Below are 24506 nucleotides of genomic sequence, written 5' to 3' on the forward strand. Positions count from 1 at the left end.
TAGTAACTGCACACACCATATATCTACAAGACTATTTAAAATCCACATAACCATATGTATTTGACGTTCCTCATAACAAACCTGCCAAAATGATTTAAATAAAAAAGCACCCTTGTTTAACACAAGAATGCCTTACTTATTTAACCCTCAATAATCTCCATCTTCTCCGTAATCGGCGTACGAGCTTTTCCTTCTGGTGCTTTATCGAAATAGCCAAGGTGAAGAATTCCAACGATGCGTTGACCTCTTGTTAAATCCAGTCCTTCTATAAATAATGGATTGTAGTTTAATCCGCCTGATTTCCAAACACAACCTAAACCGCGTTCCCAAGCAAGAAGCTGGAAGTTTTGCATAAATGCACATGTTGCAGCGTAATCTTCGTCACGTTGAATTTGACGAGGATCTTCATTTATATATACAACGATTTGTGCAGGCGTGCTTAAGAAACGATCAGATAAAATTTTACCGCGTTTCGCTCTTTCTTCTTCTGTGAAAGAGTTTAATACTGCGTCTACTAATTTCTTGCGGCCTTCTCCAATGTATAATTTACAATTCCATGGTTCACGGTGTTTATGATTCGGTGCCCACGTTGCGTCGTTTAATAGTTCAATTAATAACTCTTTGTCTACTGCTTTATCTGTAAATGTACGAACAGAACGTCTTTCTTTAATCACATTTGCGATGGAAGTATATGTAGTCATATTTTTCTCTCCCTTATTTTTATCTATATGTATACGTTTATTATTGATATTGATTTTCAATTTCGATTATACCCTAGTTTTTTACTATTAATCAATGTTTTATGTTGGAAAACTTTTAAAACATCATTTCATACTTGTGAATAAAAAAACTTGATTTGTTCACAAGTATTTCACATTTTATGGAAATGATATGTGTACAGTTTTCCACATTATCCATCTAGGAGGAATTTATATGTACAAAAAAATTGCAGTAAGTATGACCATGGCAGCATTATTATTCGGGGCAACCGTCCTCCCTACTTACGCTGCTACGCCAAAAGAAGTAACATTCCATCATCATAAACCAGTTTCAGAAGAAGAAATGCAGTCGCTCGAAAAACTCGGCTATAACAAACATGAAATTTGGAAAGCTGCTCACATTGCAAGAATGAGTAAAAAAGAAATAAAAGACGTTTTAGCTTACTATAAACAAAATAAATCTTGGGAGAAAACAGCCGAACATTTCGGTGTAGATCCAAGTAAGTTGAAAAAGCATCATATGAATAAAGAAACGAAAAAAGCACTACTGCAACAATTAGCAACTATGCAAAAATCTACACCAGACGGACTAAAACAAAAAATGAAAGAATACAATATCGGATTACGTCAGCTCACAGTATTAACAATCATCTCTCAAAAAAGTAATACTCCTCTTGACGATGTACTAAAAATGAAAAAAGACGGAATGGATATGAAACAGATTGCAGAAAAATTAAATGTAAAAAAAGAAGATATACGAACTGAAATGATTAAATTAGTAAAGTCTATTAAGGAAAAGAAAACAAATTAATACGCCAAAAAGGAAGAGTTTTTCAATACTCTTCCTTTTCTTTATGAACTTTCAATTTTCAAGTATAAATTCCCGTCTTTCCCAAAAACTAACACAAGTACATGATATATGTTAGGGGTGAGAAAATGTTCGGTTTATCATCTAAGAAATCCAAAAAGACTAGTACAAAAACAATTTGTTCTATTCCAGAATTTATAAAAACCATGAAAGAATCTAGCGATTTTGTCTCTTATAACGTACTTGAAGATGAAACGTTATGCTTGTTTTATTATAAATCTGTCGTGGAAGCACTTATTATTAAACAGTTTATTTTAACTCCTATAAAAAAGGAATCAGAACATATTCAAAATATCTCTGACCTATGTAATATTGTCTCCATTGAAGATATTATTATCTCTCCCTCTATTAATGATATTCGTGAGAAATTATTAGGTGGATATATTTTAGTGCGCTTAAAAAGCAATTCGAATCCCGATCAATATGCTTTAATTCGTGCCGAAAGTACTGTTTTAGGAACACGATTATATAACGATACAGAAAATGAGTATAGCGTAATTGGACCTAAGATCGGTTTCGTTGAAAACCTTGATACGAATATACACTTATTGCGCCGAAATCTTGTAACGGAGCAACTGATTTTCAAAGAAGTCATCGTTGGATCTATGTCAAAAACGAAAGTAGCAGTTGCTTATATTGAAGGGGTTACAAATGAACAATTTATCAACACTGCAATACAACGACTAGAAGACATTGACTTTGATGTACCATTTGATTCGACTATGATTGAGCAATTTATTAGTGATAATAGCAATTCACCGTTCCCTGTTCTATTACCTACAGAACGATTAGATCGAGCAGTATTTGCATTAATTAACGGGGAAGTTTTAATTTTAACAGATGGCTCTCCATATGCTTTATCAGGACCGACAACGTTACTAGATTTTTTCATTTCACCAGAAGATTATTATTTACCATGGATGATTGGATCGTTCTTTCGCGTTATTCGTTTTTTTGGAGCTATATTTTCTCTTTTTTCCTCCGCTATTTATACAGCGGCTTTAACATATCATTATCAAATGATTCCTGCTGATTTACTAGGACCTATTATTTTCTCGCGAGCGAACGTACCTTTCCCGCCTATTCTAGAAGCACTCTTTTTAGAAATTACAATCGAATTGCTTCGTGAAGCAGGAGCACGTTTACCAACGAAAGTCGGACAAACGATTGGGATTGTTGGCGGGATTGTAATTGGCCAAGCATCCGTGGAGGCGGCTTTGACAAGTACAATTTTATTAATTGCAGTCGCTTTATCCGCTCTTGCATCTTTCACAACACCGACTGTAAAAATGTCTTCTACTATTCGGTTGTTACGATTTCCGCTTATTCTTTTAGCCGGTGCATTCGGAGGATTAGGCCTTATTGTCGGATTTGTATTCATTTTAGCTCATTTAATTAAATTAAGATCACTTGGATCACCTTATTTATTACCTTTATATCCATTTCGTGGTTTAGGTACAGCAGAAGGTTTTCTCCGTTTACCGTTTGGCCAAACTGCACAAAGGCCTTCTTTCCTTAGACCAAGATCTAAATGGCGCTATAGCCCAAACAAAGCGAAGCAAAAACGTGATGGTGATGGTGATAATGAATGAAAAAACTCTTACTGTTCCTTATTATAATCTTTTTTGTTCTACAAACTGGCTGTACACAAACGTATGTAGTGGATACGCAACGTATTATTCATGTTGCTGGATTTGACATAAAAAAAAACAAAAACTTCCAAGGAACGATCTTATTTCCAGAGTATACACATGGTGTAAAGTCTAAACCAGAAACTCAATCAACATCTGCCCGTTCACTTGAAACAATCGCTTCACGATTAAATGCGAAATCACCTCACAATGTTGTTGTAGGTCAAATGCGTGTCGTTCTATTTGGGAAAGATTTAGGAGAACAAGGAATGGGGGAAATTATTACTAACTTACAACGTGATCCAAATATCGGGCGTGATGTACAACTAGCAATTGTAGATGGATCAGCTGAAGAGCTTTTAAATTATGGCAAACAAAATGGATCATTATATATTGCTGATTTACTCGAGCAAAATATAAGAAATGAAAACATTCCACAAACTGCATTAAATATTTTTTTATATAATTACTACTCTTCTGTATGTGATGCCTATATCCCTTATATAAAAATGGGCGATAATCATTCCGTCGCTGTTAAAGGACTTGCTTTTTTGAAAGGTGATAAAGTCATTATGTATACAGATAAAAGACATTCTGTTTTAGCAAAATTGCTTATTAATCCTACAAAAAATGGGCGTTACGAAGCGGCGATAAAAAAAGATAAGCATAAAGGCATGGTGGTCATACAAAACTTAGCTGGGGAAAGTAAGTATGATATAGATCAAACTGGTGACATACCAAAAGTGAAAATTCATTTGAAACTAAATGGATTAATTAAAAACTCCCCTACTTGGATTGATTTAAGAAAAAAAACAAATATCAATTATATAAAAAAACAAATTGAAAGAAATGTTGAACAAGACTGTGAAAAATTAATAAAACAATTTCAACAAAAGAAAATTGATCCTTTAGGAATACGCGATGAAATTAGAAGTCATACGAGAAAATGGAATATAAACCAAATTCGAGATATGTATCCGAATGTAGCTGTGGATATAAATCTAGACATTAACATTGTACAATCTGGAATCGGGGAATAGTGAGGTGAAATAAGCAATGAATACAATGAATAAAACAAAAACTGTCTCTCCATATTTTGCATTTATTTTATTGCATTCTCTCCAAATCGGCATAGGAGTTCTTGGATATCAACGTGTAATTTTAAAAAACGCTGGTTATGATGCCTGGATTTCTCTTATTATTGCGGGGATTGCAACTCATATTGTACTATTTTGCATGCTAAAAATGTTAGAAAAAGATGGAGATTTGATTAGCATTCATACGACGACCTTTGGAAAATGGATCGGTTCTATATTTTCCGTAATTTTTACTCTTTATTGCTTATTATTCTGCCTTACTGTTCTTCGTACATATATGGAAGTAATACAAGTTTGGATTTTCCCTACTATTAAATTATGGAAACTTACCCTTATGTTTTTATTAGTGACTTACTATATTATAAAAGGCGGGTTCCGCTCTGTGACAGGGATATGCTTTTGGGGTATTGTACTTCCTATTTTCGTGATATTTTTTTTAATTTATCCAATGAAGTATGCACATTTCCGTAATATTTTGCCTATTTTTACGCATTCACCTTTTGACATGCTTGTATCAGCAAAGCACTCCGCATTGGAGTTTCTGGGTTTTGAAACAATTCTTATCTTTTATCCCTTTATTGAAAAAGGAAAATCTTTAAAGCGATGGGCCCATGCTGGAATTGCTTTTAGCACCTTAATTTATGTAGTTTTAGCTATCGTATCCTTTATGTATTATAGTGAGGGTCAATTAAATCACACTATTTGGCCTACTTTAACAATGTTAAAAATTATTAAAGTCCCTTTCATCCAACGCTTTGAATATATTATTATTTTTGTTTGGTTTTTAATTATTTTACCAAACCTTTGCTTAACCATTTGGTCATCATGTCAAACGATGAAGCGTTCCTTTCATATTTCATTTAAATTTACATTACCGTTTTTTATTTTCATCATATTTTCAGCTTCTCTGCTTTTCACAAACCGTGAAAGTATCAATACATTAAATACAGTGCTATCTCAAGCTGGTTTATATATTGTATACGCCTATATCCCAATTTTATTTCTCTTTCATTCACTGCGGTGGCGCTTCAAAAATCAGTCGAAAAAATCTTCAACCGATACACCATAATCTCTGATACAATTTGATTAATACATTTGTAAAGGGGACAAGCGCATGAAGAAATATGTATTTTCTTTACTTGCAGTACTGAGTTTAATTCTTGCTGGATGCGGAGCTACTAGTACCAATGAGAAAAAATCATCTGAATCAAAGGAAGAACATGATCACGCATCGCATACTCAGCAAGCTGACATTCAAGAAAAAACAAAAGGAGTCGACACACTTCCTACCTTCTTAGACAAGCTTGATCCACAAATGAAAGATATCTACACTGTCGCTGGACAAAATGCAGAGCTATTAGATTGGATTCCATGTTACTGCGGTTGTGGTGATAGTGTGGGACATAAAAATAATAAAAACTGCTTTATTCGTGAAATTAAAAAGAATGGTGAAGTTGTTTGGGATTCCCACGCAACGACTTGCGTCAATTGCTTAGAAATCGCAGTTGAATCTGCTTCCATGAAACAAAAAGGAAAATCAACGCTCGAAATTCGTAACTATATCGACAATAAATACAAAGAGGGCTACGGCAAGCCAACACCTACGCCAATGCCAAAAGCTTAAAAACGGGGACATTCCTCGTTTTTTCTTTTCATTCGCTTTTTTTCTTAACAAATTCTTTCAAGTGTATTTCTCCTTGCTTGTCACACACTATATATAACTCCTCAGTAAGGAGGGTACACAGTGCAAACATATAACGACTATGATAAAGCTCTCTATTACACGTATTGCTGTAATTGGGATAAATTACTCGTTCTTATGGTTCAAACGAACGATCAACTATTTTCTAAGCGTATTGAACACTTTTTACACGCTTATCAATACAGTAAAGAACTACCAGAAGTTGATAAACAATTGCAGCTCCTATTTCAATATATTGACCATGCATCCCAAAAGTCACATATAGATGAAGTAGAGCAAATTCAAATGTAAAATATAGCGCTATTCTCTTTATGAGAATAGCGCTTTTTTAAAATGTTTATATCAATAAAAGTTTCCCCTTATAAAACTTTTATTGATAAACATATTTTTTCTTTCTTTTCTGTGCTACTTCATACTATAATTTAGTATGTAACTATTATAAGAGAGGTATAAAATATGGGACGAGAAAAAAAGCAAGAATATGCTTTACTTACCGCATGGGGAGCTTCTTTTATCGCTACACTAGGAAGTCTTTACTTTTCCGAAATCATGAAATTTGAGCCTTGTGTACTTTGTTGGTATCAACGTATTATTATGTATCCATTCGTTTTATGGCTCGGTATCGCTGTAGCAAAGAAAGATTATCGCATCGCAAGTTATTCTTTACCAATTGCAAGTATTGGTGCTTGTATTTCTTTATATCACTATGCAATTCAAAAAGTCCCAGCATTTTCAGCTGCTGGAGCAGCTTGCGGCCGTGTACCCTGCACCGGAGAATTCATAAACTGGTTTGGTTTTATTACAATCCCGTTTTTAGCACTTATCGGCTTTATTACAATCGCTGTATGTAGTTTTATTGTAATAAAAAACAAATAAGGAGATGAAACAATGAAAAAAATGCTTATATTTGGTGGTATTATTATCGCCTTGTTTGCAGCAATTTTCGCTGTCACACAAATGGAAGAAAAAAATGCTACTAGCCAAATGATTGATAATGCTACTGGTAGTACAACAAATGGTCCTGACTACTATACAAACAAAATTTCTCTTTCAGATCTTCAAAAGAATTTAAAAGAGAAAAAAGAAGAAACAGTATACTTTTATCAAACATCTTGCGTTCATTGCCAAAAGCTATCTCCTGTCGTAGTACCAATGGCTAAAGACTTGAACGTTGATATGAAAGTTATGGATATTGAAAAACTAGATGCTCCTTGGGATGAATATAAAATCAAAGGAACTCCAACAATCATTCACTTTAAAGATGGCAAAGAAGTAAGCCGTATTAGTGGTGAACAACCGAAAGACAAATTAAAAGAATGGCTTGAGCAAACGAAAAAATAACGAGAAAAGGAAACTCCTTCTACACATGAAATGGGCGTAAAATCCCAAACTAATGTATAAGGAGGGGGTTTTATGCCAGAAGTAAAATGCTCTGTTTCCAATTGTTCATTTTGGGGACAAGGTAACTTTTGTCAAGCAAGTGCAATCGTTGTTCAACCAGATGCACAAGAAACTGGTTCGAATACAAATGATTCATATACAAGCGCGGTTTTAACAAACGAGACGCTAGAAAGTTCTGTAACAACGAGTGTAGAAACTTGTTGTCATACATTTAAGCCAAAATATTAAACATAAAAAGCATACGATTACTCGTATGCTTTTTTACATGCCTCTCCAGAAATCATGCATCATAAAAAAATACAAAATAACGAGAATAGCTGTCCCGCATAGGGTAATGCGCCGATATATACTCTTCTCGCCTTCTCTTGCTTTCACAAATGCCAAAATAAATCCGAAAAACAATATTAAATCAACATATGGAACATAAAAAGAAAAAACGAGAAATGCATACAAATACACGATAAATAAACAGGTCGTTACTAAGAAAACTTTAAAAGCAAATTCACTTTTCATAATGTAACCGCCCCCCTATCTGTACTGTATTATATTCAGCAAAATCCAATAGTTGCAGTTAAACTCGAAGTAGAAATAAGCTACCGTCTATAATACGGTAGCCATTACGGAACATTATATTTCCGTTTATATATATTACTTAAAACCGAAGAAGGAATTTGCTCATAACGAATTTTTTCTCCAGTTTCATCCACTATATACAAATTGTTTCCTATATAATATATTCCATTTTTTCGTTTTGAATACACCTTATATCTTTCATTCGGCAATACCGTTTTCACTTTCGTTAACTGCCCATTTGGTTCTTGCCAATATATATCCACGCGGTCTACTAACGTAAGCACGCCAATTTGCTCTTGCTCTACTTTACGACCATTCCAGCTCACAACGCGGTAGCCAAGCTTATTCGCTTCATATTCAGGGCTCGCATGAAAACGGGAAATGATTACTTTTGTTTGTAATTGGACTCGGTCATATAGCCACTGTATATCTCGGTCATGCATACGAATACAACCATTTGATTCCCTACTTCCAATTGTCCATTCCCGATTTGTCCCGTGAATCGCATATTCATTTTTATCTAGTCCAAGCCATCTCGTACCAAGTGGGTTATTCGGTGCACCACCAGCTATTTTTTTTCGATGGTATTCTTTATTTTTAAATTTAGTTATAATACAAAAACTACCTTCAGGCGTAGGTGTACGATCTCTTCCAGTTGTTACGGAAAATGTTTTTGTATAATTTCCATTTTCAAAAAAAGACAACTGGTTTGTCGTAAGATTCACTAATATTAAATGATCTGTATCAGCAAAAGCACTAACCGGTAGGATGAAAAATAATAGGATGACGAAACATAACTTTTTCATCTATATTCCCCCTAGCGCTCACTATAATAAGTGGAATTAACTTTACTTTGCTCTTATAAATGAAAACTATCCATTAACAATAACGCCCCCATTTACATGAATCATTTGCCCGGTAACATAGGATGAATCACCAGATGCTAAATATACGTATGCTGGAGCTAGTTCATATGGTTGACCAGGTCTTTGCATCGGTACATTGCTCCCAAACTGAGCAACTTTCTTCTCATCAAAGCTCGATGGAATAAGTGGTGTCCAAATTGGTCCGGGCGCAACACCATTTACACGAATCCCCTTTTGTACTAACGATTGCGAAAGTGATCTTGTAAAAGCTACAATTGCTCCTTTCGTTGCGGAATAATCAATTAAAGTTTCATTTCCTTCATACGCAACGATAGACGCCGTATTTATAATGACATCCCCTTGTTTGAAATGAGAAAGTGCTGCTTTCGTAACGTGAAAATAAGAAAAAATATTTATACGAAAAATCTTTTCTAGCTGTTCTGCTGTAATATATTCTAGCCCTTGCTGCGGATATTGCTGCGCGACATTATTTACTAAAACATTTACACTACCTAGTTGCTTGACGGTCTCTTCTACAATATTTTTACACTGCTGTTCATCACTTAAATCACCTGGTAACAACACACACTTTACACCTTCTTGTTCTACACGTTGCTTCGTCTCATTCGCATCTCCATCTTCATCTAAATACGCAATCGCAATATTCGCTCCCTCTTTCGCAAAAGCGATAGAAACAGCGCGTCCAATTCCACTATCTCCCCCTGTAATTAGTACATTCTTTCCTTTTAACTTTTCGCTTCCTTTATAGTTTGGATCTTCAAACTGCGGTAGAGGGTTCATTAACGATTCAATACCAGGTTGTTTATTTTGATGTTGCGCTGGCATTGTTACAAAGTTTTTTTGCTGCGGCATATCTTCTTTCAACTCCTTTTCCTTATAATATGTGCACAATAAAAACTGAAATTCACACGTCTTTTTACGATTAATATTCGAATTTAAGACACAAAATATGAATTGTTGTAAACTTTTTATGCAAAACTATTGCAAAATAGTTAAAAAACGAATATTATATATAACTGTTGTGAAAATTATTCGTAAACAGAAAGGATGTTTATATGTTTAACCTTTCAAAACATAAAACTTCTATTAAAACTGAAATTATGGCAGGTATTATTACCTTCTTAACAATGGCATATATCATTGTCGTAAACCCTGTCATCCTTGGGGATGCAGGTGTTCCATTTGAACAAGCATTTACAGCAACAATTATCGCTGCTGTTGTCGGAACATTATTTATGGCGATCTTTACAAACTTACCAATCGCAATTGCACCAGGTATGGGATTAAATGCTTACTTCTCTTACTCTGTTGTAAAAGCTCATGAAGGCATGACTTTCGCAATTGCATTCTCTGCTGTATTCGTAGCAGGTATGATTTTAATTTTGTTATCATTCACTTCTTTCCGTACAAAATTAATGGAAGCAATTCCTGAAAACTTAAAACATGCAATTACTGCTGGTATCGGTCTTTTCATCGCCTTTATCGGTTTACGTTTAACAGGTATCGTTACAAAAAACGATGCAAACTTAGTTGGACTTGGTGACCTTCACTCTGCTCCAGTACTACTAGCATTAGCTGGACTTGGAATTACAATTGTCCTTATGTCTTTAAATGTAAACGGCGCACTATTTATCGGAATGCTATTAACTGGTATTATCGCTTACTTCACAGGACAATTAACATTCTCAAACGGTGTTACATCAATGCCTGGATTACCAGAAGGAATCATCGTTTCAAATCCAATTACTGCTGTATCTGATGTAATTAACTACGGATTATACGGCGTTGTATTTTCATTCTTCCTTGTTACATTATTCGATACAACAGGTACATTACTTGGCGTAGCGCAACAAGGTGGATTTATGAAAGATGGAAAGCTTCCAAAAGCTGGACGAGCTCTTCTATCTGACTCATTCTCAGCAACAATCGGTTCTATGTTCGGAACAACACCATCAACAGCTTACATTGAATCATCTGCTGGTGTTGCAGCTGGTGGTCGTACTGGTTTAACAACTGTTACAGTAGCTGTTCTATTCGCACTAGCAGCATTCTTCGGACCATTAGTAAGTGCCGTTTCAGGTGTATCAGCTATTACTGCACCATCATTAATTATCGTTGGTAGTCTTATGATGGGTTCAGTTCGCCACATCGATTGGGACGCATTTGATGAAGCATTCCCAGCATTCTTAGTAATCTTAAGCATGCCACTTACATCAAGTATCGCAACAGGTATCGCACTTGGATTTATTTCATACCCACTTATGAAAGTGGCAAAAGGTAAATTCCGTGCTGTTCACCCACTTGTTTATGTATTCGGAATCTTGTTCGCTTATCAATTGATTTTCTTACCACATTAAAATCCCTCATAAAGAGGGATTTTCTATTTATAAAAGGAAAGTAGAGCATCTAATTTCGATGCTCTACTTTCCTTTTATAACAATCATACGAATTACTTTTAACACTTCTCTTTTACTTGTAATTCTTTACTGTACTTTGGAATGAAAACTGATGAAATAACCATTACCATCCTACACTACACTCAATAAGCTGCTCCAGTATGCCTAAGTCCTTTATATACATTTTCCATATGTATCACCTCTCCACATACTTATCATATTACATCATAATATTTATTGAATATTGCCATCAAGTAGTCGTATTGTCCTCTGGCAGTATGCAGCTACCTTTTGATCGTGTGTTACAACAAGCACCGTTTTCCCTTGTTTATTAATCTCTTTTAAGATGCTCATAATTTTCTTCCCGTTTTCTTGATCAAGAGCACCAGTCGGTTCATCAGCAAGTATAATTTTTGTATCTTGTGCTAAAGCCCTTGCTATCGCTGTTCTTTGCTGTTCTCCTCCTGATAACTCGTAAGGATATTTGTTAATATGCCCCTCAAGCCCTACCATTTTCAGCATTTCTTTTGATATTTGCATACGTTTCTTATGAGAAATTCTTCTATATACAAGCGGAAGCATTACATTTTCAACAACTGTATAATCATCGAGTAGTGAAAAGTTCTGAAACACAAATCCAACTTCCATATTTCTATACTTATGATAATTTGCCTTTAATGTACTCGTATCCATTCCATCTAAAAAATACTTTCCAGCAGAGGGGCTATCGATTAAGCCAATAATGTTAAGGAGAGTAGATTTTCCAGAACCAGAGGGTCCCATAATAGCTATCATTTCGCCTTTTTCTATTGTAAGATTAATATCCTTTAAAGCACTAAAATCATTCTTTCCAAAACCCTTAGCCACATTTGCGAGCTGAATCATCTATAACACCTCTTTCATATATGTATTTTTTATTTTTAATACATTGAAATAAATAATTGTATATATAATGAAGATCATTACAATTGATATCGTACTTATAACAATCAATGATTCTTTAGATACTTGTAACGTTCCAAAAAAAGATACGGTACTATTTTCTAACCCCTTTTGAATTTCAATCGCTCCACTATTCTCCCATTGAAAATACGTATTTCCTATACATATCGATAAAATGAATAACAACATATACTCAATAATAAATGGAAGACATATTTGAAAAGTACTTGCACCTAACGCTGATTTAATAGAAATATTTTTACTCTCCATATAAAGTGCTGCCATTGATGTTAATACAATAGATAGAAATGAAAAAAATAAAACTGTGCCGCTTAATAATAAAGGGTATGACATATTATCAATACCTTGCTTTTCGTTTTCTAACAACTTATTCGGATTTGTAACATAATACGAATACCCCTTACCTTCTGTTACCTTTAATACGTTCTTTTGAAATTCATTTATATTTATCTTCTCATTTGTTTCTATAATTAATCCATTGTATAAAAGTTCTACACTATAGAACTCTATTTCTTCTGTTCCAATTGGTAAAATAGCCATGTCATCTAATAATGTAATACGATTATCCGATATTTCACCGCTCCGAGGATATGTAAATGGTGAATTTCCCTCTAAAAAGCCAATTACTTTTAGCTTCATTTTTCCAGATGGTATGATATCCCCAATAAACACCTTTTCTTTATAATTAGCCCCTAATATAACAGGTCTAATATCAAATACTGATTTATGAAATTCCGACTCCTCAAAATATCTTCCTTGTGAAATTCGTATATGAAAGTATTTATTAATATCTTTATCAACAATAAGAGTCTTTATAGTTCCATTTTCTTTTTTAAAATTAAATGAATAGTTACGGAACAAATAATTTGTTTTATTTGTTATTGGTATCGTATTAGATAACCCTTGAATGAAATGCTGATAGTCATTTTTCGCTTTTTCTTCGCTAAATAACGTTATATCTTGCGTCGCATAAAGTTCATAGAAATTTTTATTAGTCGATAAATTATTTGCCACTGTCATCATTTTTCGATATCCCGAAAGATTACTAATAAATTCTATAGATGAAGAAAATGCAATCACTAAAGAAATTACTATCATCAAACTTGGTAACAACCGTTTTTTCACAGACCGTATAGAATCAAATATAAAAAACATGACGACCTCCTACGTTCTTAAATGTTTTCCAGGATATATATTTATAATGTGCTTAATTGGAATTACAGTAACAAACATTGTAAGAAAAATCATAAAAATAACATTATATATGAATACATACGGTGTTAACGGTTTTAGTAAGTATGTTTGAAAATACGTATGAATGGCTCCAGAAAATATTTCTAACGTAAGAAAAACCAATAACATCGCTACTAGAGCAATAAACAAAATTTGAATATATAGTTCATAGTAAATCGATCTATTAGAAGCACCTATTGCTTTCTTTAATGAAATCTCTCTCTCTTTTTTGTAAATCCAAAATAACACTGCGGAAATGACCGAAACGATTGCAACAAGAATGAATTTATAATAGTACTTATTTGCTGGATCTATATGTGTTACATTTAGTTCCTGAAGATCTCGTTCATTCAGTATTTGAATCTCTCCCGAAAGTACTTCTTTGCTCCTATTCATAAATGTCTTTATTTCGTTATAGATGGTTGATGTAGGATTAACAACTGTTAACTGTAATTGTTTACTAGCGATAATACCTTTTTTAGATATAGTAGGTAAATTTTGAAGCGGAATGTATATGCCCGCTACACCGACATCACTGTCTATTCTCGATATAGTTCCTATTTTTTTATATGTATCATCAAATTCATATAATTCTTTTACATTCGTTTGATCACCAACAACCATATCATTTAAACTCCCGTGATGAAAATATTGCCCTTCAGAAATATATGGCGTCCAATAATACTCATCTTTTAAGTTCACAGCTATAATTTTTATTGCACCTGAACTATTCAATGCTTTTAAATTTTCTACATAAATATCACTTTTCACAAAATTATCTTGTATAAGAGGAATTATCGCTTCCAATTCGGTTTCATTCGCTATCGGAACAGTTAACGTTTGATTCTTTTCCGGAAAACCAATTTGAAAGGCAGCTATAAAGTTTCGTTTAGACTCTGTTAAAAGCGCGGCTACTGATATAGAAAGAAAAGAAATAAAAAATGACATAAGAAGAATTACGGAAAATAGTTTGTTTCTTTTTATATTTTTAAAAGCTAAATACATGAACCTGCTCCTTTTAGATAAGAAGGAGATGATGAACATCCCCTTCTCCTTATCCATATATTTATAAAGACAACTATTTTATTTGTTATCACTGTAATCGTAAGTTCCTATTACTATCAAAGGTTTCTTTGCAATCGTAAGTTTCCATTACTATCAAAATTACCTTTTCGTATCTCTTCTTGATAGTCATTATCCTCATTAGCATAATGCTCAGAGTATAGTCCTTTTGCACCAAAAGCGTTATATGCACCATTATTCACAGTAGCATTTAATGCTCTTCCAGATTCATGGGATCCTAATTTATCCGAAGCACTTGCAATGTATGAATTGCTGCCATTTGAATTAATAAAAGAAATCGCTACTGAACAGCGGGATGCATTTTGATTCGTAGTCGTCTGAGCTCTGTAAGATAGCAGATTACCACTTTTATGACCGCTTAAAGTTGAATAGAATGCACTTGTTGAGATTGATGTTGCTAATAATACTAAAGTCGTAATTTAAAAAACCTTTCCCTTCATTAACAATCACCTCATGAATTAAATAGCTTTGTAGCGCTACATCGTAATAATACTTCTCAAGTAAATTCTCCTCAATAAGTGTTCCATATGTTTTACAAACTCTTTAAAAACTTAAACATTTATACATTTTTAAAAAGTAACGTTATAAGCAAATCATACAAAAAAGACTGCAGAGAACTCCATCTCCACAGCCTAATTATTATTTTTGCAAAAACGACTGTAAATCTGCAAACTGTCTCTTTGCATCTTCATAGCCTTGCTCATATAGATTTTGTAGTTTTGCCGTATCTTTTTCCATACGATCTACTTGAAGTTGTACTTCTGGACGAATAACAAATAAGTTCCCAGCTTGCTCTTCTTTTTCAATGTAGTGCAGTGTTTCATTATATACTTCATAACGATTCAACATCGTGTTAACAAGGTTCGGATACTTTTTATAAGCTTTCGCTGCCACCCATCCAAACTTTGATTTTTTCTTTGCATAACCATGATTTCTCGTCAAAATAACGACTGATTTTTTAAATCCATCTTCCTGTGCTTTCCGAACTGGAATTGGATCAGAAATCCCACCATCTAATAACTGCTTACCACGGTAATTTACTACAGGTGCAATAAAAGGTAATGAACTAGATGCTTGTAATAAATTTAGTGCATCATCATTCGTTCCCTCTTTTTCAAAATAAACAGACTGTCCTGTTTCACAATCTGTTGTGCCTACAAGGAAACGCTCTGGACTATTAAAGTATGTTTCAAAATCAAACGGCACATGCTTTTCTGGAATTTCATGAAAAATGAACTCCATATCAAATAACTGGCGTTTTCTCCATAAATTTTTATACGATAAATATTGCGGGTGTGATGCATAATCAATATTTACTGTTTTATTTCTATTTCTTTGTCTGGAAAGATACGACGCTGCATGACAAGCACCAGCTGATACACCGATTACATATGGAAAATATAAATCTTGTTCCATAAAGTATTCTAATATCCCGCCCGTATATACACCACGCATACCGCCGCCTTCTAATACTAACCCCGTATTTTCAAGCATGTTATTCTCTCCTCTTTATATATTGACTCTTTAATTATTCACTATGTTAAGTATCTATTTCTATTATATATGAGTTTTTTTAGAAATTATATTCAAAAGACTTGAAATAAAGGAGTTTTTTCTTCCAATTATATTTCCAAATGTTTGGAGACATCCTTTATAAACCTTTGAATAAAATCTTGCTCTTCTTTCGTATATCCATCTAAAAGTAACAGCCACTTTTCTTCAGCTTGTTTATGCAATTTATTATGAGCTTTATATATTTCATTTCCACTTTCCGTTAAGCGGAAGAAAATTTCTTTTTGATTATCTAACATTTGCATCTTCTCAACGAATTGCTTTTGAAACAACTTTGTACAAATTTTAGAGATTGCCCCCTTCGTCATTCCCATTTCTGTCGTAATTGCCGTTACATTCATCAAACCATTTTTTCCGATACACTCGATAACATGTAACTCAGACAAAGACATACCACTTATACCTGTCTCACGAAGAAACTTCTCATTTTGTCCTTTTAAATGTTCTTCTTTTTTATGCAAAAGTGTACGAATGTCCGAAAGTATTTCCATTTGTTTCGTTGTATAATCCAACCCGTTCGCCCCCTAAGTTTCCAAAGAAACAATTTAACTATATACCATTTTAAAATCATTTTTTCATATTTACAAGTGAGAAAAACATGTTAAAATAAATTTAGTTTCCCAGGAAACTAAATTACAAGGAGGTTAACACGATGAAAAAATCCAAACTACATTTCATTTTATATGTTGTCTGTATGAGTGCCTTACTCGGTTCCTTCTCTCAAAATATTTACACACCTATCTTACCGATGATTCAAAGTTCTTTTCACACTTCTCTTTATCTTGTAAATGTAACAGTTTCACTTTTCACATTCGTTCTTGCGATTATGCAGCTCATATATGGACCTTTAATTGATACAAAAGGGAGAAAATCTGTCCTTATCCCTAGTTTAATCATTAGTACAATCGGTTCAATCGGATGTGCTTTTTCAGCGAACATATATGTATTTCTATTTTTCAGAGCTGTTCAAGCTATAGGAATAGCAGTTATACCTGTAGTAGCAGCAACAATTATCGGCGATTTATTTGAAGGAAAAGAACGCGGAGAAGCAATGAGCCTGTATCAAATGTTACTTGCGCTCGCACCTGCGATTGGCCCTCTCATAGGTGGTTATCTCGGCAGTATACATGGTCACGTATCCGTATTTCTCTTTTTGTCTACAATTGGTATCATCTTATTGATCATAAACATTTCACTACTTCCAGAAACAAAACCAGCTGTAAGTAAGCAACCGCAAGCAAAAAAGAGTTACTGGTTTATCTTAAAAAATAAAACTGGATTTTCTATTACTCTTATTGGCTTCATTCAATTTTGTATTTACTTTTGCTTCCTCGTTTTTTTACCGAGCATTTTAACAAATTTATTTCACTTAACTGCAAATGAAATTGGTCTTATGTTTGTACCAATGTCCCTTTCTATTATGTTAGGAAGTTATTGCTACAAGCTTTTGCAAAAGCGCCTCACAACAAAGCAAGCTTTATTCATCACTAGTTTCTTCAATATTATATGTGTCACTTTATTCTCTTTCACATATAGCATCAATATCCCATTCATCATTATCATTACATCTTTATACGGTTTTAGTATGGGACTTTCTATGCCAACTCACACTACTTTATTAACAGAAGAATTCGTACAAGAACGCGCAACTGCTATCGGTATGTATAACTTCATCCGCTATCTCGGTATGGGCACAGGACCACTTGTAGGTGGATTTCTTTTATGTAATCAAAATTACTTTTGGATTTTCTTCCTAGGTGCAATTACATTTCTACTTATCATTTTATATGCAATGAAAATGATACATTTTCATGCTTTACAAAAAGCAAAATAGAGACCTACAAATGGTCTCTATTCTATACTCTTTGATCTGCAACGATATGAATATCGATATACTTCGTTTCTCTCATGATTTCATTTACAATTGAACCTTTTCGTATTTCTTCCCAGCGTGTTCTTGCCGATTGTCCGAGTAAAATTTGCGTTACTTGTAGTCTTTTCGCGACTTCAATAATAACATCCGCTGGCTTTCTTCCTTTTGCCTCTTCTAAAACAAAACATGCATCAAATTGATTCGTAAGCGCCTTCCACTCTTCAATTGTTTGCTTTTTCCCTGCTGAAAGAGAATCTATATTTTCCCTTTCAACATTTAATACATACAATTCAGCGTTTAGCCGATCAGCCATGCGCCATCCCCGTCTTATTAATTTTTCAGCTGTTGAACTGTATTGTACACAAACGAGTATTTTTTCTTTCACGCCAATCGGTTCTATAACGGTTTGGCTAATCTTCTCGTCCATATCATCAGCAACTTCACGAAGTGATAATTCTCTTAGTGCTCCTAAATTATTGAGCGTAAAGAAATTTTGTAAGCTTTGCTCTATTTTTTCTTCCTTATATATTTTCCCGTCTATTAATCTCTTCCTTAATACTTCGGGCGTTGCATCGACAAGCTGAATTTCGTTTGCTTTTTGTAAAATAAAGTCTGGAATACGTTCCCTTACTTTGACATTCGTAATTTGAGCTACAATATCATGAACACTTTCTAAATGCTGAATGTTAAACGCTGATAAGACGGATATACCGGCATCTAACAATTCTTGTACATCCATATAACGTTTCTTATTTTTAGATCCAGGAATATTACTATGAGCCAGTTCATCCACAACAACTACCTGTGGTGCACGTTTTATAATTCCTTCCACATCGAGTTCATAAAATACTTTCCCTTTATAATCTATTTCTTTTAAAGGAACTTTTTCTAAATCAGCAATTGCGTCTTCTGTCTCTTTTCTTCCGTGCGTTTCAATTAAACCAATTACAATATCCATACCATCCTTTTTCATCTCTCTAGCATCAAGTAGCATTTTATAACTTTTCCCAACTCCTGGAGCTGCTCCTACATATAGCTTTAACTTCCCGCGATTTTGCTGACGAATATATTCTAAATACTCTTCTGGTGTTCGCCTCTGAAAAGTTGGTTTATAGTCATCCGCATACAAAACACTCACAACCTTTCTTTCGAAACAACGCTACCTCAATCCGTTAGATTGAGGTAGCACTGTTACTATTTCATTAGTTTCTGTAATTCTAAATTTAGCTTTAAAACGTTCACGCGGTTTTCTCCAAATAAGCCAAGTGCCGCACCTTCCGTTTGATCTTTAATCAATTGATCTAGCATTTCTTTCGGAATATTTGTTAATTTCGAGATGCGATCTACCTGCACAGAAGCTGCCTTCGGACTAATGTCAGGATCAAGCCCTGAACCTGAATTTGTCACTAAATCGATTGGCACTTCTGTAACTGGAACAGCCCGGTTTTGTTTCTGCCACTCTTCAATACTTTTCTCTACTCGTTTCTCTAAATCTGGATTAGACGGTGCATAGTTATTTGAACCAGATGCCTCTGCCTTATATTCAATACTAGAAACACGCCCATGAAAATAACGTGGATCTGTGAAATTTTGACCGATTAATTTAGAACCAATCACTTCATTTTTATCATTATATATTAAACTTCCATCCGCATTATCCTTCATTACTGCTTGTGCAATACCAGTTACAATAAGCGGATATACAAGGCCGCACAAAACTAAAAATGTAAAAGTAATCCGGATGATTGGTGCTAGTATACTTTGTTTCTTCGCCATCTTTTTCCCCTCTTCCCTATATGAACAAGCCGACAATTATATCAATTACTTTAATTCCAATGAACGGTACAATCACTCCGCCAAGCCCATAAATAAGTAGGTTTCGGCCAAGTAGCGCATTCGAACTCATCGGTTTATATGCGATACCTTTCATCGCCAATGGAATAAGTAACGGAATAATAACAGCGTTAAATAGTAATGCTGATAAAATCGCTGACAGTGGTGATGTTAATTTCATAATGTTTAATGCTTCCATTTGCGGAATCGCAAGTGTAAACATCGCTGGGATGATTGCAAAATATTTTGCAATATCGTTCGCAATACTAAACGTAGTTAACGCACCACGCGTCATTAATAATTGCTTACCGATTCCTACAACCTCAATAATTTTTGTCGGGTTGGAATCTAAATCAATCATATTCGCTGCTTCTTTCGCAGCTGTCGTCCCACTATTCATCGCTAATCCAACGTCTGCCTGCGCCAATGCTGGTGCATCATTTGTACCATCACCTGTCATCGCTACAAGTTTCCCTTTCTCTTGCTCTGCTTTAATAACCGCAATTTTATCTTCTGGCTTACACTCAGCAACGAATTCATCTACTCCTGCTTCTTTTGCAATGGTTGCTGCTGTCAATGGGTTATCACCCGTACACATAACCGTTTTAATCCCCATTTGGCGTAATTGTTCAAAACGTTCACGCATACCAGGTTTTACTGTATCCTTTAAATAAATTAAACCGTAAATACGATTATCCACTGCAACGACAAGTGGTGTTCCGCCCTCTTTTGAAATGAAGTCTGCTTTTTGATTTACATCTTTCGGAATTGTTCCACCTTGTGACCTAACCCATTCAATCACGCTACCTACAGCACCTTTTCTCACTTTCGTTCCGTCTTGTAAATCGACACCACTCATTCTCGTTTCTGCTTTAAATGGAACAAATTCACCTTGTTCTGCAAGTGCTCTATCATATGATAAAGATTTCGTTTTTACATATTCAATAACAGATCGGCCTTCTGGTGTTTCATCTAAAACAGAACTAATTGCTGCCCATTTTCCTACTTGCTCAATCGTTTCATTCCCTACAGGAAGCAATGTATGAGCCATTCGGTTTCCGAAAGTAATCGTACCTGTTTTATCTAAAATAATTGTATTAATATCACCCGCAGCTTCTACTGCTTTACCGGACATCGCTAACACGTTAAACTTTGTCACGCGGTCCATTCCAGCAATACCAATTGCTGATAATAAACCACCAATTGTCGTTGGAATTAAACAAACTAACAACGCGACAAGTACAGCTGTATCAATTTGAAACCCTAAATAGTTTGTAAAAATCGGTAACGTCACAACGACGATTAAGAAAATAAGAGTTAAGCTCGTTAATACTGTATTTAAAGCAATCTCATTCGGCGTTTTTTGACGAGCAGCTCCTTCTACTAACGAAATCATTTTATCAATAAATGATTCACCAGGATTACTCGTAATAGTAATCGTAATTTCATCACTGACGACCATCGTACCACCTGTTACGGAACAAAAATCACCGCCCGCTTCTTTTATAACAGGAGCGGATTCCCCTGTAATCGCAGATTCATCAACAGACGCTAATCCTTTAATTACTTCCCCATCACTTGGAATCATTTCTCCTTGTTTTACAATAACAACGTCACCTTTTCTCAGATCCGTTGCTGAAACTTGAACAATGTCTCCATTTTCTTTTACAACATTTGCAAACACATCTTTCTTCGACTGTTTTAAAGAATCGGCTTGCGCTTTCCCCCGTCCTTCCGCTAATGCTTCTGCAAAGTTAGCAAATAAAACTGTAAATAAGAGAATGAGAGAAACTGTTATATTAAACCATCCTGGTACACTACTAGAACGACTTGGAAGAAACGATAAAATAAACGTAATGATAAATCCAATTTCTACAACGAACATAATCGGATTCTTGATCATGACTTTCGGATTCAATTTCGCAAAGGATTGTTTCATCGCATGTGTCACGATATCACGATCCATCGTTTTCGCTTGTCTAACTTCATCTTCTACAGCATGTATATGTGACTCATTTACTCTTTTTTCTTTTACTACTACCGGTCTCATCATTTACCCTCCATTACTTCAATGTAAGAAATTCTGCAATTGGACCGAGTACTAACATCGGGAAGAATGTTAATGCACCGACAATTACAATTGTTCCGATGAAAATACCGCCAAATAAACTATTATCCGTACGGAACGTTCCGACTGTTTCTGGCACAACCGTCTTTTCTTTCAATGAAGCTGCAACAGCTAGCATCGTAATTAAACTGAAATAGCGCCCTAAAAACATAACTAAGCCAGTTGTAATATTCCAAAACGGTGTATTATCCGCTAACCCTTCAAATCCAGATCCGTTATTCGCAGCTGACGATGTGTATTCATATACCACTTGCGTTAAACCGTGGAAACCAGAATGAGAAATGGCATCCGTTCCTAAACTTGTTGAAAGAGCTAATGCTGAAAACCCTAAAATAAGCAGTGGATGAAATAGTATCGTTACCGCAATTAATTTCATTTCCTTACCTTCAATTTTCTTACCTAAAAACTCTGGTGTACGTCCAACCATCAATCCAGATATAAAGACTGCGATAATCGCATACATAATAATGTTCACAAAACCTGCTCCAACGCCGCCGTATACTGTATTTAACATCATATTTACGAGTGGTACTAACCCGCCAATTGGTGTTAACGTATCATGCATCGTATTCACAGCACCTGTTTCGGCAGCTGTCGTCACTGTTGCGTATAGGGAAGAAAATACTGTTCCAAATCGTACTTCTTTTCCTTCCGTACTTCCTTGTACATGCTGTATACCCATTCCATTTAACGCTGGATTTCCATGTAGTTCAGATGTCGTAATCGTTATAAACCCTACTAAAAACACCATAAATAGTGACACGAAAAGGATACGACCTTGCTTTTTATTTCCTACCATTCGTCCGTACGTAAATGGAAGTGCTGTTGGCAATAACATCATAAGCATCATTTGCAAAATATTACTCATTTGTCCTGGGTTTTCAAAAGGATGCGTAGAGTTTGCTCCGAAAAATCCACCGCCGTTATTTCCAAGTTCCTTAATGGACACGAATGATGCAACTGGCCCGCGTAATATACTTTGCTTTGCCCCATCAATCGTTTGTGCCGTAACTGCACCGTCTAACGTTTGTGGTACACCAAGTGCGACAAAGACTAATGCCGCAATAAATGCGATAGGAAGAAATACTCTCGTTAAAGCTCTCGTAAAATCAACGAAAAAGTTACCGAGCTCTTTTCCAGCGAGCCCTCTTATAAATGCCATAACGAGCGCTAACGTCGTTGCCGGTGCTGCAAACATTAAGAATGTAATTCCGATTAATTGTGATAAATAAGATAAACCATTTTCACCGCTATAATGCTGTAAGTTTGTATCGGCCATAAAACTAATTGCTGTATTAAAAGCGAGCGTAGGCTCCATTCCTTCAATGTGTGCTGGATTTAATGGCAATACTCCTTGTAGTCTGAAAATGAAATATACGACAACGATCATAAATCCATTTAATAAAACTAATGATAGTGCGTACTGTTTCCACGTTTGATTGTATTCTTTTACACCCGTAATTTTAAAAATAAGTTTTTCAAAAGGCCCGAATACTTTATCTAGCTTTTTACTACCTTGAAAAGCTTTCTCTAAATAAATTCCCGTTGGCTTTGCCACAAGAATAAACAACAACATTGTAATAACAACTGCGACCCAGATCATAATGAATGACTCCCCCTAATTAAAACTTTTCCGGATTTAATAATGCATACACTAAGTACACCGTAATTGCTGCAACAATAATCGATAAGGCAATCGTCATGATTTCTTCCCTTCTTTCACAACTTTATCTGACCAACTTGCAAGACTTGCCATCGATGCGACTAACACAACAAAAATCCCGATCATTACAACATCTAACATAGCTACCCCTCACTTTTGTTAAATTTTACCAATTAAATATTAAAAAAGAACACTGAGCTCTACTCAGTGTTCAAAAAATGAACAACAAAAAGTAAACCTCCTCTCTAAACGCTTACGAGGTTAGCTGTCGGATTCGGGCCTAAAGAGTAGCCCTACTTTCAAAACTGAAAGATTCACCCCAAGTGACGATGCACAAAATTGGTTCCCCCGCTCCATTTCTGGAACTCAGCGATTTTAGGTTTTTTTGGAAATTTTATGAATGATTTATGAGAGTAAATATACTCCTCTATATTTCACTTGTAAAGAGGCAAATTACTGAAAATAAGAAAATATCCATCTATTTAAACGCTTACATTGAGTGTTATTAATATTCTTTCATCTATTTTCTCGTCTTTTCTTTCTTTTTCATAGAAATGATATTTTAAATACGAAATAAAAAGAGCGAATGACATACAGTGCATAGCTTGTTGCACTTAGCATTCGCTCTTTTTTCATTCAACTTTTATTCTCCTCGTAAAAATGTACGCAAATTTCTCCCGCGAATATAAACTTGTGACAATTCTGCATGTAGCTGCTCATATTCGATAACATCTGTTTTTAAATATAAAGCGTCTTTCGATGGCAATATAATATAGGGCCTTGGAAAAATAGGATCGAGCACCACCAATTCTTGAACTCGCTCTACCGATACCGCCCAACGATTCGCTATATCTCCTAGTAACAACACATTCATCTTCTTTTCC

General features: G+C 34.8%; 28 protein-coding genes and 1 riboswitch. Of the genes, 11 read left to right on the forward strand and 17 right to left on the reverse strand.

Going from position 1 to position 24506, the window contains the following annotated elements:
• Positions 1–140 precede the first annotated feature (140 nt).
• The gene (locus VF726_RS28090; RefSeq protein ID WP_440173480.1) at positions 141–701 is read right to left on the reverse strand and encodes a nitroreductase family protein; all 561 of its coding nucleotides are present in this window, start codon (positions 699–701) and stop codon (positions 141–143) included.
• 232 nt (positions 702–933) lie between these two features.
• Between VF726_RS28090 and VF726_RS28095 the strand changes: the two genes are divergently transcribed.
• The 9 genes from VF726_RS28095 (at position 934) to VF726_RS28135 (ending at position 7646) form a co-directional block, all read left to right on the forward strand.
• Complete coding sequence (locus tag VF726_RS28095) at positions 934–1530, forward strand: hypothetical protein (RefSeq protein ID WP_440173481.1); 597 nt, start codon at positions 934–936, stop codon at positions 1528–1530.
• Between the two features lie 125 nt (positions 1531–1655).
• Positions 1656–3179 (forward strand): spore germination protein, encoded by a 1524-nt coding sequence (locus VF726_RS28100; RefSeq protein WP_440173484.1) that lies wholly within the window; start codon positions 1656–1658, stop codon positions 3177–3179.
• On the forward strand, positions 3176–4258 hold the full coding sequence (locus VF726_RS28105; protein WP_440173486.1) for a Ger(x)C family spore germination protein: 1083 nt from the start codon (positions 3176–3178) through the stop codon (positions 4256–4258). Before VF726_RS28100 ends, VF726_RS28105 begins: the two co-directional genes overlap by 4 nt.
• Positions 4259–4274: 16 nt before the next feature.
• Positions 4275–5384, forward strand: coding sequence for a GerAB/ArcD/ProY family transporter (locus VF726_RS28110; protein ID WP_440173487.1), 1110 nt, complete (start codon positions 4275–4277; stop codon positions 5382–5384).
• A gap of 45 nt (positions 5385–5429) precedes the next feature.
• Positions 5430–5939 carry a PCYCGC domain-containing protein gene (locus VF726_RS28115; RefSeq protein ID WP_097840864.1) on the forward strand — a complete coding sequence of 170 codons (510 nt, stop codon included), beginning with the start codon at positions 5430–5432 and terminating at the stop codon, positions 5937–5939.
• Between the two features lie 120 nt (positions 5940–6059).
• Positions 6060–6308: a YhdB family protein gene (locus tag VF726_RS28120; protein ID WP_048526289.1), complete on the forward strand. Its 249-nt coding sequence runs from the start codon at positions 6060–6062 to the stop codon at positions 6306–6308.
• A gap of 165 nt (positions 6309–6473) precedes the next feature.
• A complete protein-coding gene (locus VF726_RS28125) occupies positions 6474–6893 on the forward strand; it encodes a disulfide formation protein C (protein ID WP_087957430.1) in 420 nt (139 codons plus the stop codon).
• Positions 6894–6905: 12 nt separating this feature from the next.
• Positions 6906–7358: a thioredoxin family protein gene (locus tag VF726_RS28130; protein WP_440173489.1), complete on the forward strand. Its 453-nt coding sequence runs from the start codon at positions 6906–6908 to the stop codon at positions 7356–7358.
• A 72-nt stretch (positions 7359–7430) separates the two neighbouring features.
• Positions 7431–7646: a DUF1540 domain-containing protein gene (locus VF726_RS28135; RefSeq protein WP_073518771.1), complete on the forward strand. Its 216-nt coding sequence runs from the start codon at positions 7431–7433 to the stop codon at positions 7644–7646.
• Positions 7647–7679: 33 nt separating this feature from the next.
• Here VF726_RS28135 and VF726_RS28140 read toward each other — a convergent pair whose 3' ends face one another.
• The 3 genes from VF726_RS28140 to VF726_RS28150 form a co-directional block, all read right to left on the reverse strand.
• Entirely contained in the window at positions 7680–7931 is a 252-nt protein-coding gene (locus VF726_RS28140; protein WP_342718237.1) for a hypothetical protein, read from the reverse strand.
• Between the two features lie 104 nt (positions 7932–8035).
• On the reverse strand, positions 8036–8797 hold the full coding sequence (locus VF726_RS28145; protein ID WP_440173491.1) for a L,D-transpeptidase: 762 nt from the start codon (positions 8795–8797) through the stop codon (positions 8036–8038).
• Between the two features lie 66 nt (positions 8798–8863).
• Positions 8864–9730, reverse strand: a complete 867-nt coding sequence (locus VF726_RS28150; protein ID WP_440173493.1) for an SDR family oxidoreductase — start codon at positions 9728–9730, stop codon at positions 8864–8866.
• Between the two features lie 203 nt (positions 9731–9933).
• On the opposite strand from VF726_RS28150, the gene VF726_RS28155 reads away from it, so the two are divergent.
• A complete protein-coding gene (locus tag VF726_RS28155; RefSeq protein WP_312504832.1) occupies positions 9934–11235 on the forward strand; it encodes an NCS2 family permease in 1302 nt (433 codons plus the stop codon).
• Between the two features lie 273 nt (positions 11236–11508).
• On the opposite strand, the gene VF726_RS28160 is transcribed toward VF726_RS28155, so the two are convergent.
• The 6 genes from VF726_RS28160 to VF726_RS28185 all read right to left on the reverse strand — a co-directional run bounded on the left by VF726_RS28160 (position 11509) and on the right by VF726_RS28185 (position 16637).
• Positions 11509–12159, reverse strand: coding sequence for an ABC transporter ATP-binding protein (locus VF726_RS28160; protein ID WP_440173495.1), 651 nt, complete (start codon positions 12157–12159; stop codon positions 11509–11511).
• On the reverse strand, positions 12160–13392 hold the full coding sequence (locus VF726_RS28165) for an ABC transporter permease (RefSeq protein ID WP_440173497.1): 1233 nt from the start codon (positions 13390–13392) through the stop codon (positions 12160–12162).
• Positions 13393–13401: 9 nt separating this feature from the next.
• Complete coding sequence (locus VF726_RS28170) at positions 13402–14475, reverse strand: ABC transporter permease (RefSeq protein ID WP_440173498.1); 1074 nt, start codon at positions 14473–14475, stop codon at positions 13402–13404.
• 116 nt (positions 14476–14591) lie between these two features.
• Positions 14592–14972, reverse strand: a complete 381-nt coding sequence (locus tag VF726_RS28175) for a hypothetical protein (protein ID WP_440173525.1) — start codon at positions 14970–14972, stop codon at positions 14592–14594.
• 220 nt (positions 14973–15192) lie between these two features.
• Complete coding sequence (locus tag VF726_RS28180; RefSeq protein WP_063263456.1) at positions 15193–16047, reverse strand: patatin-like phospholipase family protein; 855 nt, start codon at positions 16045–16047, stop codon at positions 15193–15195.
• 128 nt (positions 16048–16175) lie between these two features.
• Positions 16176–16637, reverse strand: coding sequence for a MarR family transcriptional regulator (locus tag VF726_RS28185; RefSeq protein WP_440173499.1), 462 nt, complete (start codon positions 16635–16637; stop codon positions 16176–16178).
• A 140-nt stretch (positions 16638–16777) separates the two neighbouring features.
• Here VF726_RS28185 and VF726_RS28190 point away from each other — a divergent pair, with 140 nt between their 5' ends.
• Positions 16778–17959, forward strand: coding sequence for an MFS transporter (locus VF726_RS28190; protein WP_440173501.1), 1182 nt, complete (start codon positions 16778–16780; stop codon positions 17957–17959).
• Positions 17960–17981: 22 nt separating this feature from the next.
• Here VF726_RS28190 and kdpDN read toward each other — a convergent pair whose 3' ends face one another.
• The 7 genes from kdpDN to VF726_RS28225 all read right to left on the reverse strand — a co-directional run bounded on the left by kdpDN (position 17982) and on the right by VF726_RS28225 (position 24496).
• Positions 17982–19136 carry a KdpD-like non-kinase potassium sensor gene (gene kdpDN, locus VF726_RS28195; protein WP_440173503.1) on the reverse strand — a complete coding sequence of 385 codons (1155 nt, stop codon included), beginning with the start codon at positions 19134–19136 and terminating at the stop codon, positions 17982–17984.
• Positions 19137–19192: 56 nt separating this feature from the next.
• Positions 19193–19774 carry a K(+)-transporting ATPase subunit C gene (gene kdpC / locus VF726_RS28200; RefSeq protein ID WP_440173505.1) on the reverse strand — a complete coding sequence of 194 codons (582 nt, stop codon included), beginning with the start codon at positions 19772–19774 and terminating at the stop codon, positions 19193–19195.
• Between the two features lie 16 nt (positions 19775–19790).
• On the reverse strand, positions 19791–21881 hold the full coding sequence (kdpB, locus tag VF726_RS28205) for a potassium-transporting ATPase subunit KdpB (RefSeq protein ID WP_440173506.1): 2091 nt from the start codon (positions 21879–21881) through the stop codon (positions 19791–19793).
• Positions 21882–21894: 13 nt separating this feature from the next.
• Positions 21895–23562: a potassium-transporting ATPase subunit KdpA gene (gene kdpA, locus VF726_RS28210; RefSeq protein WP_440173507.1), complete on the reverse strand. Its 1668-nt coding sequence runs from the start codon at positions 23560–23562 to the stop codon at positions 21895–21897.
• Positions 23563–23581: 19 nt separating this feature from the next.
• Entirely contained in the window at positions 23582–23662 is an 81-nt protein-coding gene (kdpF, locus tag VF726_RS28215; RefSeq protein WP_000150654.1) for a K(+)-transporting ATPase subunit F, read from the reverse strand.
• Entirely contained in the window at positions 23659–23763 is a 105-nt protein-coding gene (locus tag VF726_RS28220; protein ID WP_440173508.1) for a SipW-dependent-type signal peptide-containing protein, read from the reverse strand. Before VF726_RS28220 ends, kdpF begins: the two co-directional genes overlap by 4 nt.
• A 95-nt stretch (positions 23764–23858) precedes the next feature.
• A riboswitch (cyclic di-AMP (ydaO/yuaA leader) is annotated at positions 23859–24004 on the reverse strand.
• 261 nt (positions 24005–24265) lie between these two features.
• Complete coding sequence (locus VF726_RS28225) at positions 24266–24496, reverse strand: hypothetical protein (protein ID WP_440173509.1); 231 nt, start codon at positions 24494–24496, stop codon at positions 24266–24268.
• Positions 24497–24506: the final 10 nt, after the last annotated feature.

It is taken from the genome of Bacillus sp. Brlt_9 (assembly GCF_051948935.1).
In the GTDB taxonomy this organism is placed as follows: Bacteria; Bacillota; Bacilli; order Bacillales; family Bacillaceae_G; genus Bacillus_A.

Excerpts from the sequence above, each read along its gene's own strand:
- VF726_RS28090 (WP_440173480.1), bottom strand. The coding sequence starts at position 701 with ATGACTACATATACTTCCATCGCAAATGTGATTAAAGAAAGACGTTCT.
- VF726_RS28095 (WP_440173481.1), top strand. The coding sequence starts at position 934 with ATGTACAAAAAAATTGCAGTAAGTATGACCATGGCAGCATTATTATTC.
- VF726_RS28100 (WP_440173484.1), top strand. The coding sequence starts at position 1,656 with ATGTTCGGTTTATCATCTAAGAAATCCAAAAAGACTAGTACAAAAACA.
- VF726_RS28105 (WP_440173486.1), top strand. The coding sequence starts at position 3,176 with ATGAAAAAACTCTTACTGTTCCTTATTATAATCTTTTTTGTTCTACAA.
- VF726_RS28110 (WP_440173487.1), top strand. The coding sequence starts at position 4,275 with ATGAATACAATGAATAAAACAAAAACTGTCTCTCCATATTTTGCATTT.
- VF726_RS28115 (WP_097840864.1), top strand. The coding sequence starts at position 5,430 with ATGAAGAAATATGTATTTTCTTTACTTGCAGTACTGAGTTTAATTCTT.
- VF726_RS28125 (WP_087957430.1), top strand. The coding sequence starts at position 6,474 with ATGGGACGAGAAAAAAAGCAAGAATATGCTTTACTTACCGCATGGGGA.
- VF726_RS28130 (WP_440173489.1), top strand. The coding sequence starts at position 6,906 with ATGAAAAAAATGCTTATATTTGGTGGTATTATTATCGCCTTGTTTGCA.
- VF726_RS28135 (WP_073518771.1), top strand. The coding sequence starts at position 7,431 with ATGCCAGAAGTAAAATGCTCTGTTTCCAATTGTTCATTTTGGGGACAA.
- VF726_RS28140 (WP_342718237.1), bottom strand. The coding sequence starts at position 7,931 with ATGAAAAGTGAATTTGCTTTTAAAGTTTTCTTAGTAACGACCTGTTTA.
- VF726_RS28145 (WP_440173491.1), bottom strand. The coding sequence starts at position 8,797 with ATGAAAAAGTTATGTTTCGTCATCCTATTATTTTTCATCCTACCGGTT.
- VF726_RS28150 (WP_440173493.1), bottom strand. The coding sequence starts at position 9,730 with ATGCCGCAGCAAAAAAACTTTGTAACAATGCCAGCGCAACATCAAAAT.
- VF726_RS28155 (WP_312504832.1), top strand. The coding sequence starts at position 9,934 with ATGTTTAACCTTTCAAAACATAAAACTTCTATTAAAACTGAAATTATG.
- VF726_RS28160 (WP_440173495.1), bottom strand. The coding sequence starts at position 12,159 with ATGATTCAGCTCGCAAATGTGGCTAAGGGTTTTGGAAAGAATGATTTT.
- VF726_RS28165 (WP_440173497.1), bottom strand. The coding sequence starts at position 13,392 with ATGTTTTTTATATTTGATTCTATACGGTCTGTGAAAAAACGGTTGTTA.
- VF726_RS28170 (WP_440173498.1), bottom strand. The coding sequence starts at position 14,475 with ATGTATTTAGCTTTTAAAAATATAAAAAGAAACAAACTATTTTCCGTA.
- VF726_RS28180 (WP_063263456.1), bottom strand. The coding sequence starts at position 16,047 with ATGCTTGAAAATACGGGGTTAGTATTAGAAGGCGGCGGTATGCGTGGT.
- VF726_RS28190 (WP_440173501.1), top strand. The coding sequence starts at position 16,778 with ATGAAAAAATCCAAACTACATTTCATTTTATATGTTGTCTGTATGAGT.
- kdpC (WP_440173505.1), bottom strand. The coding sequence starts at position 19,774 with ATGGCGAAGAAACAAAGTATACTAGCACCAATCATCCGGATTACTTTT.
- kdpB (WP_440173506.1), bottom strand. The coding sequence starts at position 21,881 with ATGAGACCGGTAGTAGTAAAAGAAAAAAGAGTAAATGAGTCACATATA.
- kdpA (WP_440173507.1), bottom strand. The coding sequence starts at position 23,562 with ATGATCTGGGTCGCAGTTGTTATTACAATGTTGTTGTTTATTCTTGTG.
- kdpF (WP_000150654.1), bottom strand. The coding sequence starts at position 23,662 with ATGACGATTGCCTTATCGATTATTGTTGCAGCAATTACGGTGTACTTA.
- VF726_RS28220 (WP_440173508.1), bottom strand. The coding sequence starts at position 23,763 with ATGTTAGATGTTGTAATGATCGGGATTTTTGTTGTGTTAGTCGCATCG.
- VF726_RS28225 (WP_440173509.1), bottom strand. The coding sequence starts at position 24,496 with ATGAATGTGTTGTTACTAGGAGATATAGCGAATCGTTGGGCGGTATCG.